The organism is Methylibium petroleiphilum PM1 (genome assembly GCF_000015725.1).
GTDB classification, from domain to species: Bacteria; Pseudomonadota; Gammaproteobacteria; order Burkholderiales; family Burkholderiaceae_C; genus Methylibium; species Methylibium petroleiphilum.
Map to the genome: position 1 here is coordinate 233,018 of NC_008825.1, position 14,216 is coordinate 247,233.

A 14,216-nucleotide genomic window follows, 5' to 3' on the forward strand; every position below is an offset into this window, starting at 1 on the left:
CTCAGGGGGCCTTCGCGTCCAGCTTCACCGCGGCGGTGGCGGGGGTGCTGCCGAGCTTCAGTGGCTGGACCGGTGCCGGCCCGTCCACACCCAGCAGCGCGTGCCAGGTCTGCAGCTGGTGGTCGCCCGCGGGCAGCTCGAGCTGGGCGCGCCCGGCGCTGTCGGTGCGGGCGAAGTAGGGCGTGTCGACCACCCGGACGTAGGCGGTCATCGCGTCATGGATGTTGCAGCCGAGCACCGCGGTGCCGGGCTTGTCGAACACCACCGGTGCGGCCGGCGTGCCGGCGTAGAGCTTGAGCTCGAAGGTCTTGGTCGGCGAGAACGAATAGACGTGGTGGCGCACAGTGTCGAAGTTCGGGAAGCTGACGGCGGTGCCTGTCTGCACCGCCAGCACCGCAGGCGTGAAGCGCTTGTTCTTCTGGCCCAGCTCGGCGCTGACCCCGGGGGGTGCGGTGGGCGGGGTGCCCTTGACCTGCACCGCCACCACGGCGTCGGCCAGTGGCGTGCCCTCTTCGTCGGTCACCGTGATCACCAGCGGCACGGCATGAGCCGGCAGGCCGGCCAGCAGCAGGAGCAGGGTGGGCAATCCGGACAAACGGCGGTGCAGAGGCTTCATGGACGGGCAGGAGGCGATGGCGGCCGATCCGGGCCGGCCGGCGCGCATGATGCGCGAGCGCGAGCAATGGGGTGTCAGCCAGGGATATCGGCCGCGCGCGGACGTCCTGAAGGCGCGGCGACCCGACGCCTCAGGCCTGCAGCACGAGCCGCTGCGACGGGGTGCCGCGCGGCAGCTGGGCCGCCTGCATCGATCCCGCCAGCTGCAGCGCCAGCCGCTGCAGGCCGATCCAGGGGTCCTGCGGCCACTGCGGGTGCTTCAGACCCTTGACCAGGCCGTCACAGACATGGGCGGCCTCGATCAGGTGGTCGATCGTGCCGTCGCCGAGCCGGGGCAGCGCGCGCTCGAAGAGGCGCTCCTTGAGGCCCCAGATGCGGTTCTCGCGCAGCGCCATCGGCAGCGGCTTGCCGGCCGCGACGGCGTCCTTGCAGCGCCGCAATGCACGGATGTCCTCGGCCAGCGTCCAGTGCACCAGCACGGCAGCTTCGCCCTCGGCGCGCAGGCCGTCGAGCATGCGCAGCACGCGCGAGACCTGGCCGGCCAGCACCGCCTCACCGAGCTTGAAGACGCTGTAGCGCGCCACATTCAGCACCGCCGCCTCGACCTGTTCGAAGCTCAGTTCGCCGGCCGGGTACAGCAGGCCGAGCTTGGTGAGCTCCTGCTGGGCCGCCAGCAGGTTGCCCTCGACCCGGTCGGCAAAGAAAGCCAGCGTGCGCTGCCCCTCCTCGTCGGCGGCGACGCGCTGGTTCTGCGCCGCGAGGCGCTGCGCGATCCACTGCGGCAGCGCCTGACGTTCCACCGGGTCGAGGCGCAGCGTCACGCCGGCCGATTCCAGCGCGCCGAACCAGGCACTGCCCGACTGCTGGCGGTCCAGCCGCGGCAGCGTGACCAGCGTCACCACGCCCTCGGGCAGGTGTTCGCAATAGTGCTGGAGCGCCTGCGACCCGTCCTTGCCCGGCTTGCCCGACGGGATGCGGATCTCGACGATCTTGGCCTCGGCGAACAGGCTCATCGAGCTGGCCGCGCCGAGCAGCGAACTCCAGTCGAAGTGCGCGCCGGCGACATGATGGACCTCGCGCTCGGTGTGCCCGGCATCGCGCGCCGCGGCGCGGATGGCGTCGCTCGCCTCCAGCGCCAGCAGCGGCTCGTCGCCGTGCAGCGTGTACAGCGGACGCAGGCCCTTCTTCAGATGCGCATCGAGCTGGTCGGGCTTGATCTGCATGCGCTTGCGAGCCTAAGGGGCCGGCACGGCGGCGAGCTGGCGCATCACCTGGTCGACGATGTCGCTCTGCATGCCGCGGTAGAGCATGGCCTCTTCCTGTTCCTTGGCGAGTGCGTTGGTCTCGTTGTAGCTCATGTCGCGGCTCAGCAGCAACTCGGTGTCGCGGATCAGCAGCCGCCCGCCCGGCGTGCGCAGGCGAAAGCGCAGCCGCGTGCGCAGCGTGAACTCGCGCACCTGCCCGGCGGCGGTCTGTGCGGCGACCGACTTGTCGCGCACGTCCTCCAGCGCCTCGAGCACCACCTGGGCCTGGGCCGGCGACTCGACCACGCGCGTCGTGCCGCTGGCCTCGATGCTGCGCCGCAATTGCTCGGTGAACGGCGAGCGCTGCGGGAAGCCGACCAGCTGCACCGTCGAGAAGCTCAGTTTCGGCGGGCGGCGCAGCTGGAAACCGCAGCCGGACAAAGCAAGGGCCGACAGCGCGAGCGCGGCCTTCAGCGTGGTGCGACGGTGCAGAGGCGACATGCGGCTCACACCACCACGTTGACCAGCCGGCCGGGCACCACCACCACCTTCTTCGGCGTGCGGCCCTCGGCGAACTTCGCGAGCTCGGGGCTGGCCAGCGCAGCGGCCTCGATCGCCGCCCGGTCGGCCGACGCGGGCACCTTCAGCGCACCGCGCAGCTTGCCGTTGACCTGCAGCACCAGCTCGATCTCGTCCTGCACCAGCGCCTGTTCGTCGACCGCCGGCCAGGGCGCGTCGAGCAGGTCGCCGTGGGCCGCGGCGTAGCCGAGGTCCTGCCACAGCGCGTGCGCGATGTGCGGCGCGGCGGGGTAGAGCGCACGCAACAGGATGCCCAGGCCCTCGCGCAGCGCCGCGCGGTCGGCGGCGGTGTCGGCGAGCGCGGCGCTTTCCAGCGCATTGAGCAGCTTCATCGCGCCGGAGACGACAGTGTTGTACTGCAGGCGGTCGTAGTCGTGGCTCACCTGGCGCAGCAGCAGATGCACGTCGCGCCGCAGGTCGATGGCGGCGCGCGAGGCGTCGGCGAAGTCGGTGCCGGCGGCCTGCACGGCCTCGCGCTGCTTCGTCGCGAAGGCCCACAGCCGGCGCAGATAGCGGAAGCTGCCCTCGGCACCCGAGTCCGACCACGCGGCGCTCTGGTCCGGCGGGCCGGCGAACATCGTGAACAGGCGCGCCGTGTCGGCGCCGAACTTCGCGATGATGTCGCGCGGCTCGACCACGTTGTTCTTCGACTTCGACATCTTCTCGATGCCGCCCAGCTGCACCGGCTGGCCGTCCTCGCGCGCGATCGCACCGACCGGATGGCCCTTGTCGTCGAACTGCACCTCCACTTCGCTGGGGTAGAACCAGCGCTTCTTGCCCGAGGCGTCCTCGCGGTAATAGGACTCGTTGAGCAGCATGCCCTGGGTGAAGAGCTTCGTGAACGGCTCGTCGAACTTGACCAGCCCGCAGTCGCGCATCGCCTTGGTCCAGAAGCGCGCGTACAGCAGGTGCAGCACCGCGTGCTCGATGCCGCCGATGTACTGGTCCATCGGCATCCAGTAGTCGTTGCGCGAGTCGACCATCGCCGCGTCGCTGTCGGGGCAGCAATAGCGCATGTAGTACCACGACGAATCGACGAAGGTGTCCATCGTGTCCGTCTCGCGCTTGGCCGGGGCGCCGCACTTCGGGCAGGCCACGTTCAGGAAGGCGGCGCTCTTGTTCAGCGGGTTGCCCGAGCCGTCGGGGATCAGGTCCTCGGGCAGCAGCACCGGCAGGTCCTGCTCGGGCACCGGCACGTCGCCGCACCCGGGGTTGTCGGACCCCGGTCCCGATCCGGTGCAATGGATGATGGGGATCGGCGTACCCCAGTAGCGCTGGCGGCTGATGCCCCAGTCGCGCAGGCGCCAGGTGGTCTTCTTGTCGCCCAGGCCCTGAGCGGCCAGCGCCGCGGCCACCGCGTCGACCGCCACCGGGTAGCTCAGTCCGCTCAGGTTGCCGGAGTTGATGGTCACGCCGCGCTGCTTGTCGGCATACCAGTCCTGCCAGTGGTCGTAGCTGAAGTGTTCGCCGTCGACGTGCACCACCTGCAAGATGTCGATGCCGTACTTCTTGGCGAACGCGAAATCACGCTCGTCGTGGGCCGGCACGCCCATCACGGCGCCGTCGCCGTAGCCCATCAGCACGTAGTTGCCGACCCACACCGGCACCGGCGCGCCGCTCAGCGGATGCTTCACGAACAAGCCGGTCGGCCGGCCTTCCTTGTCCTTGGTGGCCAGTTCGGCCTCGGTCGTGCCGCCGGCCTTGCAGGTTTCGATGAAGGCGGCGAGGTCCGGGTCCGAGGCAGCGGCATGCGTCGCCAGCGGGTGCTCGGGTGCGACCGCGCAGAAGGTCACGCCCATGATGGTGTCGGCACGCGTCGTGAAGACGTGCATCAGGCCGTCGCCGACCAACGTGCCGTCGGCGTCGCGGATCTCGTGCGGGAAGGCGAAGCGCACGCCGGCGCTCTTGCCGATCCAGTGCTCCTGCATCAGCCGCACGCGCTCGGGCCAGCCGTGCAGGAAGCCGGGGCTGGCCGGGTCGGCGACGTTGGCCAGCAGTTCGTCGGCGTACTGCGTGATCGCGAGGTAGTAGCCCGGGATCTCGCGCCGTTCCACCGGGGCGCCGCTGCGCCAGCCGCGGCCGTCGATCACCTGTTCGTTGGCGAGCACGGTCTGGTCGACCGGGTCCCAGTTCACGACCTGTGTCTTCTTGTAGGCGATGCCCTTCTCGAGCAGCTTCAGGAAGAACCACTGATTCCACTTGTAGTAATCCGGGTCGCAGGTGGCGACCTCGCGCGACCAGTCGAAGGCCAGCCCGAGCGGTTGCATCTGCGACTTCATGTCGGCGATGTTGTCGCGCGTCCACTGCGCCGGCGCCACCTTCTTGTCGATCGCCGCGTTCTCCGCCGGCAGGCCGAAGGCGTCCCAGCCCATCGGCATCAGGACGTTGTAGCCCTTCATGCGCAGGTAGCGCGCCATCATGTCGTTGATGGTGTAGTTGCGCACGTGGCCCATGTGCAGCTTGCCGCTGGGGTAGGGCAGCATCGAGCAGGCGTAGAACTTCGGGCGGCTCGTGTCCTCGACGACGCGGTGCGCGTCGCGCGCAGTCCAGTGCGCGTGGGCGGCGGCTTCGATCGCGCCGGGTTCGTAAGCGGAGGCGGGGGCTGGATGCGGGGTGCTCATGCAGGGCACGGGCGCTGCGATGGCGCCGTCTCGGGAAAGTCGATGGATTCTAGGGCGCGACCCGTCGAGGACGACGGGCGTGCCGTGGCGCTCAGTTCGAGGAAGGCGACGCGGCCTCGGTGGGTTGCGCGACGAAGGCGATGCGGTTGAGGCCGGCGCTCTGCAGTCGGCCGATCAGCGCGGCCACGCGGCCGTAGGGCACGGACTGGTCGGCGCGCAACTGCACCTCCAGACCGGGCTGGCGCCGGGCGGCTTCGCGGATGCGGGCGTCGAAGGCGGCGTCGGCCAGGGCCTCGTCGCCTAAATGGAGTGCGCCGTCGGGCGTGAGCGCGACGCTGACGAAGCTGGGCGTGTCGCTGGGCGTTGCGGTATCGGCCCGGGGCAGGTCGAGGCGCAGGCTCGAGGTCATCAGCGGGGCACTGATCATGAAGATCACCAGCAGCACCAGCATCACGTCGATCAGCGGCGTCATGTTGATGTCGCTCATCGGCTGCGGCAGCGCGGTGCGCTCCAGGCGACCGAAGGCCATGACGGTTCAGCCTCGCTCGGTGCCCGGGCGGGGCGCCGAGGCGTCGTCGAGCAGCATCTCGCGCAGGTCGTGAGCGAAGCCCTCGAGTTCGGCCTCGCAGGCGCCGACCAGCTTGCCGAACACGTTGTAGGCCAGCACCGCGGGGATCGCGACCGCGAGGCCAGCGGCCGTCATGACCAGGGCCTCGCCGACCGGGCCGGAGATGCGGTCGATGCTCAGGTTGCCGGCCGCGGCGATGCCGAGCAGCGCGTGGTAGATGCCCCAGACGGTGCCGAACAGGCCGATGAAGGGCGCCGTCGCGCCGATCGACGCGAGCAGCACCTGGCCGAACTGCAGTTGCATCAGCACGCCGTGCAAGGCGTCGCGCAGGCGGCGCGTGAGCTGCGAGGCGCGCGCGCCGGCGGCCTCGAGCGTGCCACCGCGGGCGGACTGCAGCCCGGCGTCGAGCAGGGGCACCAGCGCCGCCTCGCGATCGAAAATCTGCAACTGCGTGCGGGCTGCCGCCAGATCGGGCGCGGCCCAGAACGCCGGGACGGCGCGCGCGAGGTCGGCACGCACCCGGCGCAGCAGCCAGGACTTCCAGAAGATCAGCACCCACGCGCTGACCGACATCAGCAACAGCAGCGCGGCGACGAGGCGGGTGATCGCGTCACCCTCGGACCAGAAGTGCACGAGACCGCTGGTCACGTCGCCACGAGGCCCAGAACGGCCTCCATGCCGTAGAGGCCGCGCTGCTGGTCGGCGAGGAAACGCACCGCGCGCAGGCTGCCCTGGGCATAGGTGGCGCGACTGCTGGACTTGTGCGTGATCTCGATGCGCTCGCCAGTGCCGGCGAACAGCACGGTGTGATCGCCGACGATGTCGCCGCCGCGCACGGTGGCGAAGCCGATCGTCGACGGATCGCGTTCACCGGTGACGCCCTCGCGACCGTAGACCGCGCAGGACTTCAGATCGCGGCCCAGCGCGTCGGCCACCACTTCGCCCATCTTCAGCGCGGTGCCGCTGGGGGCGTCGACCTTGTGGCGGTGGTGGGCCTCGATGATCTCGATGTCGTAGCCCTGGCTCAGTGCCTTGGCAGCGGTGGCCAGCAGCTGCAGAACCACATTCACGCCCACGCTCATGTTGGGCGCCATCACGATGGCGATGTGCTGCGCGGCCTCGGAGATGCGAGCCTTGCCGGCCTCGTCGAAACCGGTGGTGCCGATCACCAGCTGCACGCCGAGCTCGCGGCAGGCCTGCAGGTGGGCCAGCGTGCCCTCGGGGCGCGTGAAGTCGATCAGGACCTGGGCGTTCGCGAGCCCGGTACGCAGGTCGTCGGTGATCATCACGCCGCTGCGCTGGCCGAGGAAACCGGCGGCATCCTGCCCGAGCTGGGGGCTGTCGGGCCGGTCGAGCGCGCCCGCCAGCACGCAGTCGTCCGAGGCCAGCACGGCCTCGATCAGCATGTGGCCCATGCGGCCCGACGCACCGGCGATCGCGATGCGGCGCCGTTCAGCCGCGGCCACCGCCTTCACGGCGTCGCCTCCAGCGGCGGGTAGTCGCGGGCCGGGCCCTGCGGCGCGCTGTTCGGCTCCGGGATGCTGCCCTTGGCGGGCATCGGCAGCGCCTTGAGCTGTTCGTCGTTCAAGGCCAGGGTCGGCACCTTGGCGCCTTTCGTGCTCTTGGTGTCGATCGACGACACGAAGTCGCGCTCGCTCGGCAGTTCGTCGGCCTCGAAGGATTTCATCGTGTCGCCATCGAACAGCACGGTGACGCGGCGCTGCTGATAGGCTGCGCCCGGGCGCCGGATCGTGAACACGTAGTCCCAGCGGTCGGCGTGGAAGATGTCGGCGAGCAGCGGTGACCCCAGGGTGTCACGGACCTGCGCCCGCGTCATGCCGGGCTTGACGGCAGCAGCCATCTCCTGCGTCACGACGTTGCCCTGAACAACCTCGACGCGATAAGGGGTGATCAGCCCGAACAGGCGGTCCGACGTGGAGCGCATGGAACTGCAGCCGCCGAGCACGACGGACGCCAGCAGCAGGCACAGGGCACGGAGGTGGGGCGAGGAAGGCATGGACATCGGTGCAGCAGGCGGGCCGCTGCGAGAGCGACGGGGTGCCCGCCGCACCAGGGCCGCAGGCTCGATATGATCCAAGAATTCTAGTGGAGCCCACCTGCCCCGAGGACCTGCCGATGACCACCCATGCCGAAGACCTCAAGAGCAGCGGACTCAAGGCCACCCTGCCGCGCCTCAAGATCCTCGAGGTGTTCCAGACCTCGGCGGTGCGCCACCTGACGGCCGAGGACGTCTACAAGCACTTGCTGGCCGACGGTTCCGACATCGGCCTGGCCACGGTCTACCGGGTGCTGATGCAGTTCGAGCAGGCCGGCATCCTGTCTCGCAATCACTTCGAGTCGGGCAAGTCGGTGTTCGAGCTCAACGAGGGCAAGCACCATGACCATCTGGTGTGCGTCGTGTGCGGGCGGGTCGAGGAGTTCTACGACGCCGAGATCGAGAAGCGCCAGCTGCAGATTGCCCGCGAGCGAGGCTACGAGCTGCAGGACCACTCGCTCGCGCTCTACGTGATCTGCGGGCGCGACGGCTGCAAGGGCAGCAACTCGCCGCGCTGACCGACGTTCAGATCGGTTCGTCGCCTTCCATCGCGATGCGATGGCGGGCGATGAACTCCTGGTAGGTGTCGATGCCGCGCAGCTTCAGGATGGTGTTGCGCACTGCGGCTTCGACCAGCACGGCGAGGTTGCGGCCGGCGTCGACCGCGATCACCGCCTTCAGCACCGGTACGTCGAGGACGTCTTCGTAAAGCGGCTCGTAGGGCAGCCGTTCGAAGTCGCGCTCCATCGTCTCCTTGCGCACCAGGTGCACGATGAGCTTGAGGCGCATCTTGCGACGCACCGCGGTCTCACCGAAGATCGCCTTGATGTCGAGCAGGCCGATCCCGCGCACCTCGAGCAGGTTCAGCAGCAGGTCGGGGCAGCGGCCTTCCAGGGCCGTCTGCGACACCCGGTACAGGTCGACTGCGTCGTCCGCCACGAGGCCGTGGCCGCGCGAGATCAGTTCCAGGCCGAGTTCGCTCTTGCCCAGGCCGGACTCGCCGGTCAGCAGCACGCCCAGGCCGAGGATGTCCATGAACACGCCGTGCCGCGTGGTGCGGTCGGCGAAGTGCTGGCTCAGGTGGGCGCGCAGCACGTCGATCACATGGCCGGCGGATTCCTCGGTCACGAACAGGGGGATGTCGGCGCGTTCGCACATCGCGACCAGCCGGTCCGGCGGCGTCTGCTGGTCGGCCACGATCACCACCGGCGGTTCCAGCGTCACGATGCGCGAGATGCGACGTTCCTGGTCTTCCGGGGGAACGTCGACGAGGTAGCGCACCTCGCGTCGCCCGACGATCTGCACGCGATAGGGGTGGATGTAGTTCAGGTAGCCCACCAGGTCGGCGGCCGACTGGGCATCGCGCACCGCGACCTCGTCGAAGCGGCGCTCCGGGTGGGCGTGGCCGGCAAGCCATTCCCAGCGCAGCGCGGTGCGGTGAGCCTCGAACAGCGCCTCTGCGCTGATGACGGTGGGCTTCATTGACCGCCTCGGATCGCGCCAGCCGTTGCGCAGCAAGGCACGCGCGGACGCGGTGCTGCAGAACGAACGGATTGGGGCTTCATTGACCGCCTCGGATCGCGCCAGCCGTTGCGCAGCAAGGCACGCGCGGATTCGGTGTCGCAAGACGAGCGGGTTGGGGCTGCTTCATGGCATCGCCCCCGATGCAAGCCAGCTGCACCGTTCGAGCCGGGACCGGCAGGTCGCTCACGCGACCGACTTCAGCGGTTCCCAGTTGGCAATCAACTCGTGGAGCTTGGCGGCGTCGGGCTCGGCCTTGAGCTTGTCGCGCAGGGCCCGGTCCGACAGCAGTTCGGCAATCTCCGAGAGGATCTCGAGGTGTCGCTGTGTGGCCGCTTCGGGCACCAGCAGGAAGATCAGCAGCGACACAGGTTCGTCGTCCGGAGCGTCGAAACCGATCGGCTGCTGCATGCGGATCACCGCCGCGAGCGGGTTCTTCAGCCCCTTGATCCGGCCGTGCGGGATGGCCACGCCATGTCCCAGGCCGGTGGATCCCAGGCGTTCACGGGCGAACAGGTTGTCGGTGACCGTCGCCCGTGCGATCGCGTGCCGGTTCTCGAACAGCAGGCCCGCCTGCTCGAACACGCGCTTCTTGCTGGTGGCGTCCACATCCACCAGCACGTTGCTGGCGGGCAGGATGGCGGAGAGACGGTTCATCTAGGGGCAGCGCCGGTTTCGACGGGAGGGGCCTTGGCCAGCGCTTCGCAACAAACGAGTGACAAATTATAGGAAGGAGGCCGATCCCGAGTCTCGGGCGAGCCCTCCAGTCCCCGCGATGAGGTGCCTGCGGTTGCGGTGCGGCAACGACTTCCCGTCCGATCGGCAAGAACAAAGCGGCCCGCAGGCCGCTCCTTTATGGTCCGTGATCCTTGCGGTGGGCTTACTGCAGATCTGGTGCATCGAGGCGCTTGGCCGAGGCGTGGTGGTGGTCCTGCACCTTGTCCTTGTGGCGGCAGACTTGGCGGTCGAGCTTGTCCATCAGCTCGTCGATGGCGGCGTACAGGTCCTCGTGGGCCGATTCGACGAAGATGTCCTTGCCCTTGACGTGCACGTTGACCTCGGCCTTCTGCCGCTTCTCCTTCTCCTTCTGCTTCTCGACGCTCAGCAGGACATTGATGTCGACGACCTGATCGAAATGTCGAGTGACCCGATCTAGCTTTGTAAGTACATACTCACGCAGAGAAGGCGTCACTTCGAGATGGTGTCCGCTGATCGTCAGGTTCATAAGTTCGCCTTTCACTGAGGGTTGAGAAGGAAACCAGCGACGCAGGGACACGACATGCCATGCCCCGACGGTCCGGTTCAGTGTGCGCCCGACGCTGCGGCGTGACAAGCCGATGACCGAGCCGGAAACGGGCCGCAGCGGGCTCGGCGCCCTAGCGCGAATGCCATAATCCTTGGGTTTCGTTGTCGGAGCTTCCGTTGGACACCACCCCACCTCGGTGACCGTCCACTCCAACCGCTTCCGCGCCACTTCGGGTGGCGCGATACCGCAGGGAGTGAGACGGTCTCGATCTCACTTCCCAAGCCGACCCCGAGCCCAGCTTCCGGGGTCGAATCCGCGGCGCGTCGGCCCGCGCGGTTGTTGGAGTTCGCATGCTGAACGTCTTCACGCTCGCCAATGGGCGGCTGTTCCAAGAAGAAATCGAGAGCGCGGCAGCGCTCGCCCATGTGCGGCCGGTGTGGGTCGACCTGGAAAGCCCGACGCCCGAGGAAAAGGGTTGGCTGGCCGGTCGCTTCGGACTGCAGATTCCCGAGAACATCGTCGACGACGATCTGGAGGAGTCCGCCCGCTTCTACGAGGAAGACAACGGCGAACTGCACATCCGCTCCGACTTCCTGATCCACGACGAGGCGACACGAAATGTCCGCGTGGCGTTCATCCTGCACGACAAGGTGCTTTTTTCGGTGCATGCCGAGGACCTGCCGGTGTTCCGCCTGCTGCGGTTGCGGGCGCGCCGCACGCCGGCGCTGATCGAAGACGCCAAGGACGTGCTGCTCAAGCTCTACGACGCCGACGCCGAGTACTCGGCCGATTCGCTCGAGGGCATCTACGATGAATTGGAGAAGGTGTCGTCGCGCGTGCTGCAGTCGGAGGTGAACGACCAGACCGCCGCCGAGGTGCTGGCCGCCATCGCGCGCCAGGAAGACTTGAACGGCCGCATCCGCCGCAACGTGATGGACACGCGACGCGCGGTCAGCTTCATGATGCGCAGCCGCCTGCTCAATGCCGAGCAGTTCGAGGAGGCGCGCCAGATCCTGCGCGACATCGACTCGCTGGATTCGCACACCGCCTTCCTGTTCGACAAGATCAACTTCCTGATGGATGCCATCGTCGGCTTCATCAACATCAACCAGAACAAGATCATCAAGTTGTTCTCGGTGGCCAGCGTCGCGCTGCTGCCGCCGACGCTGATCGCCAGCATCTACGGCATGAACTTCAAGGCGATGCCGGAACTCGACTGGAGCCTGGGCTATCCGTACGCGCTGGGCCTGATGGTCGCGTCGGTGATCGCGCCGTTCTGGTATTTCCGTCGCAAGGGTTGGCTGTGATGGCGGCGCGGGGTCTCCGCGCTGCCGGTGAGACGCGATGAGCTCCGATGCTCCCGTGGGCCGCGGGCTCTGGCGCATCGGGGCGGGCACGACGCTGGTGGTGCTGGCCTTCAGCGTTGTCAACCCGGTGCTCGCCGTGACGCTTCAGCGCCGGGGTGTGAACGCTGGCGCGATCGGCCTGTTCGCGATGCTGCCCTTCCTGACCGTGGCGACGATGATCCCGGTGATGCCGCGCGTGTTCGCGCGCCTCGGCGTGATCCGCGCCTACCGGGGCGGCCTGGTGCTGGGCGTGCTGTCACTGGCGGGCTATGCGCTGACCGACAGCTATCTCGCTTGGTGTTGCTGGTCGGTGCTCGGCGCATTGGGCGCGGCGGCCGAATGGAACGGCACCGAGGCGCTGATCGCCTTCAACGCGCCGCCGGCCCGGCGCGGCCGCTTCACCGGGATGTACCAGACCGCGCTGGGCGCAGCTCTCGCGGTCGGTCCCTTGCTGCCCGGTGCGCTGCAATGGCTGTTGCCCGCGGGGAAGCCTCTGCACACGGTGTGGCTGCTGTGGGGCGCCGCCGCCATCTACGCGCTGGCGCTGGGAGTCACGGCCGGCCCCGCGGTCGGCCGTCTGCGGGCCTCGCACACCGGCGGCGGCCGCGACAGCCTGCGGGCCGCGCTGCGGGCGCGGCCGGCACTGGTGTGGATTGCCTTCGCGGGTGGTGTGTTCGAGGCGGGCCTCGGTGGCATCACCGCGGCCTATGGGTCGCAGCTCGGCATGTCGCTCGGCGTGGCGACGTCGATCGCCGGCGCGCTGGGCGTCGGCAGCTTCGTGCTGCAGTACCCGGCCGGCTGGCTGGCGGACCACGCGCCGGTGCGGCGGGTGTTCGGCGTCGCCGGTGCCTTGTTGCTGCTGTCGGTGCTGGCCTTCGGCCTGGCACCCCGCGTGGCCGCGTTGTTCTGGGTGGCGGCTTTCCTGTGGGGCGCGATCGGCGGCGCGCTCTACACCTTGACGATGGTCCGCGTGGCGCACGAGTTCACCGGTCGCTCCACCATCGCCGGCACCGCAGCGATGATCACCGGCTACACCGCCGGCGGCGCCGTCGGGCCGGCGGTCAGCGGCCTGATGCTCGAACGCTGCGGTGTGCCGGGGCAGTCGCTTTGGCTGGCCGCGCTCGCCGTCAGCGTGATCGCCGTGGCACTGCGCATGCGTGCCGGACCCGAGGGTCCCTGAACCGGCGGTCCCTCAGCGGCTGGCACGGCGCTTGAGCCAGCGCATCAGCACGCCGATTGCTGGCAGCTTCTCGTACAGCTCCTCGGCGGCATCCCAGTAATCACGATGCTGCGCGATCCGGCCGTCGGCGGCGAAGCGCAGGTGCGAGGCGCCGCGCACCGTCTGCAGCTCGTAACGGTAGCGCCTGAAGCGGAACAGGAAGTCCCAGGTCAGCAGGCACTGGTCGCCTTGCACGATGACGTCCCGCACCACGAAGCGCGGATCGTCGAGCGCGTCGAACATGTGGGCGAACACCGCCTGCACGGCAGCCTGCCCCTCGACCTCGTTGAAGGGGTCCTTGAACAGCGCGCCTTCGGTGTAGATCTCGCCCAGGCGCGGCAGGTCCGCGCGGGTGAGGTGCTCGAAGCGTGCGATCACGCGTGCGACGCGGGAGTCGTCGGTGGATGCGGACATCACAGACCCGTGGCGCGGCGCACCGCCTTGAAGTACAGGCCGTCACCCACGTGGCTCAGCAACTTCATCCACAGCGTGAAGCGCTTCGGGAAGTGCAGCTCGAAGACGCCCGAGGCCCAGCCCGCGAGAATGGCCTGCGCCGCCTGCTCGGGGGTCAGCAGCGCCGGCATCGCGAAGTCGTTCTGCGCCGTCAGCGGCGACTCGACGAAGCCGGGGTTGACGATCGACACGCCGATGCCCTTCGCGTGCAGGTCGAGGTAGAGCGTCTGCGCCAGGTTGATCAGCGCCGCCTTCGTCGGCCCGTAGGCCAGCGAGTTCGGCAGTCCGCGGTAGCCGGCCACGCTGCCGACCAGGCTCAAGTGCCCTCCCGAGCCGGCCGCGGCCTGCTCGAGCAGCCCGGGCAGCACCGCGTCGACCAGATGCAGCGCGCCGACATAGTTGACCTGCTGGTGCAGCAGCATCTCGTCGAGGTCGAAGGCCGTGGCGCGCTGCGGCTTGTAGTGGCCCGCGCAGTACATCGCGAGATCGATACGACCCATCAGGCCCCGCACGCGGCGCGCGGCGGCCTGCATCGCGGCACGGTCGGTCGCGTCGAGCACCACCGCATGGCTGCCGGGATGCTCCTGCACGAAGCGCTCGAGGTCCGCCGCCTTGCGGGCCGACACCACCACGGTCGCCCCCTGCGCATGCAGCGCCGACGCGGTGGCGCGACCGATGCCGCTGGAGGCGCCGACCAGCCAGGCGAGCTGGCCGGACCACTCGGTAAGGGGGGGATTCAGGGACACGG

General features: G+C 69.0%; 16 protein-coding genes. 3 read left to right on the forward strand and 13 right to left on the reverse strand.

The window, feature by feature from the left end; all coding sequences use genetic code 11:
* Position 1: 1 nt before the first annotated feature.
* The 8 genes from MPE_RS01065 to MPE_RS01100 all read right to left on the reverse strand — a co-directional run bounded on the left by MPE_RS01065 (position 2) and on the right by MPE_RS01100 (position 7,644).
* Positions 2-586, reverse strand: coding sequence for a methylamine utilization protein (locus MPE_RS01065; protein ID WP_237706354.1), 585 nt, complete (start codon positions 584-586; stop codon positions 2-4).
* Between the two features lie 160 nt (positions 587-746).
* Positions 747-1,838 carry a DNA polymerase III subunit delta gene (gene holA, locus MPE_RS01070; RefSeq protein WP_011827817.1) on the reverse strand — a complete coding sequence of 364 codons (1,092 nt, stop codon included), beginning with the start codon at positions 1,836-1,838 and terminating at the stop codon, positions 747-749.
* Between the two features lie 12 nt (positions 1,839-1,850).
* Positions 1,851-2,360 (reverse strand): LPS-assembly lipoprotein LptE, encoded by a 510-nt coding sequence (locus MPE_RS01075; protein ID WP_011827818.1) that lies wholly within the window; start codon positions 2,358-2,360, stop codon positions 1,851-1,853.
* A 5-nt stretch (positions 2,361-2,365) separates the two neighbouring features.
* The gene (gene leuS / locus MPE_RS01080; protein ID WP_011827819.1) at positions 2,366-5,059 is read right to left on the reverse strand and encodes a leucine--tRNA ligase; all 2,694 of its coding nucleotides are present in this window, start codon (positions 5,057-5,059) and stop codon (positions 2,366-2,368) included.
* A 91-nt stretch (positions 5,060-5,150) separates the two neighbouring features.
* Positions 5,151-5,588 (reverse strand): ExbD/TolR family protein, encoded by a 438-nt coding sequence (locus MPE_RS01085; RefSeq protein ID WP_011827820.1) that lies wholly within the window; start codon positions 5,586-5,588, stop codon positions 5,151-5,153.
* 6 nt (positions 5,589-5,594) lie between these two features.
* Positions 5,595-6,260, reverse strand: coding sequence for a MotA/TolQ/ExbB proton channel family protein (locus MPE_RS01090; protein ID WP_011827821.1), 666 nt, complete (start codon positions 6,258-6,260; stop codon positions 5,595-5,597).
* Positions 6,261-6,271: 11 nt separating this feature from the next.
* Positions 6,272-7,102, reverse strand: a complete 831-nt coding sequence (dapB, locus tag MPE_RS01095) for a 4-hydroxy-tetrahydrodipicolinate reductase (RefSeq protein WP_011827822.1) — start codon at positions 7,100-7,102, stop codon at positions 6,272-6,274.
* Positions 7,099-7,644 (reverse strand): outer membrane protein assembly factor BamE, encoded by a 546-nt coding sequence (locus MPE_RS01100; RefSeq protein ID WP_129452160.1) that lies wholly within the window; start codon positions 7,642-7,644, stop codon positions 7,099-7,101. The genes dapB and MPE_RS01100 overlap by 4 nt, the downstream gene beginning before the upstream one ends.
* Positions 7,645-7,763: 119 nt before the next feature.
* Here MPE_RS01100 and fur point away from each other — a divergent pair, with 119 nt between their 5' ends.
* A complete protein-coding gene (gene fur, locus MPE_RS01105; protein ID WP_011827824.1) occupies positions 7,764-8,201 on the forward strand; it encodes a ferric iron uptake transcriptional regulator in 438 nt (145 codons plus the stop codon).
* 7 nt (positions 8,202-8,208) lie between these two features.
* Here fur and hprK read toward each other — a convergent pair whose 3' ends face one another.
* The 3 genes from hprK to hpf all read right to left on the reverse strand — a co-directional run bounded on the left by hprK (position 8,209) and on the right by hpf (position 10,429).
* Positions 8,209-9,165 carry an HPr(Ser) kinase/phosphatase gene (gene hprK / locus MPE_RS01110; RefSeq protein WP_011827825.1) on the reverse strand — a complete coding sequence of 319 codons (957 nt, stop codon included), beginning with the start codon at positions 9,163-9,165 and terminating at the stop codon, positions 8,209-8,211.
* Between the two features lie 225 nt (positions 9,166-9,390).
* Positions 9,391-9,861 carry a PTS sugar transporter subunit IIA gene (locus tag MPE_RS01115; protein WP_011827826.1) on the reverse strand — a complete coding sequence of 157 codons (471 nt, stop codon included), beginning with the start codon at positions 9,859-9,861 and terminating at the stop codon, positions 9,391-9,393.
* 223 nt (positions 9,862-10,084) lie between these two features.
* Positions 10,085-10,429, reverse strand: coding sequence for a ribosome hibernation-promoting factor, HPF/YfiA family (gene hpf, locus MPE_RS01120; RefSeq protein ID WP_011827827.1), 345 nt, complete (start codon positions 10,427-10,429; stop codon positions 10,085-10,087).
* Between the two features lie 371 nt (positions 10,430-10,800).
* Here hpf and corA point away from each other — a divergent pair, with 371 nt between their 5' ends.
* Positions 10,801-11,757 (forward strand): magnesium/cobalt transporter CorA, encoded by a 957-nt coding sequence (corA, locus tag MPE_RS01125; RefSeq protein ID WP_011827828.1) that lies wholly within the window; start codon positions 10,801-10,803, stop codon positions 11,755-11,757.
* A gap of 37 nt (positions 11,758-11,794) precedes the next feature.
* Positions 11,795-12,976, forward strand: coding sequence for an MFS transporter (locus tag MPE_RS01130; protein ID WP_011827829.1), 1,182 nt, complete (start codon positions 11,795-11,797; stop codon positions 12,974-12,976).
* A 12-nt stretch (positions 12,977-12,988) separates the two neighbouring features.
* Here the strand turns inward: MPE_RS01130 and MPE_RS01135 are convergent, their stop codons facing one another.
* Both MPE_RS01135 and MPE_RS01140 read right to left on the reverse strand, forming a co-directional pair.
* A complete protein-coding gene (locus tag MPE_RS01135) occupies positions 12,989-13,429 on the reverse strand; it encodes a nuclear transport factor 2 family protein (RefSeq protein ID WP_011827830.1) in 441 nt (146 codons plus the stop codon).
* Positions 13,429-14,214, reverse strand: a complete 786-nt coding sequence (locus MPE_RS01140) for an SDR family NAD(P)-dependent oxidoreductase (protein ID WP_011827831.1) — start codon at positions 14,212-14,214, stop codon at positions 13,429-13,431. The genes MPE_RS01135 and MPE_RS01140 overlap by 1 nt, the downstream gene beginning before the upstream one ends.
* Positions 14,215-14,216 lie beyond the last annotated feature (2 nt).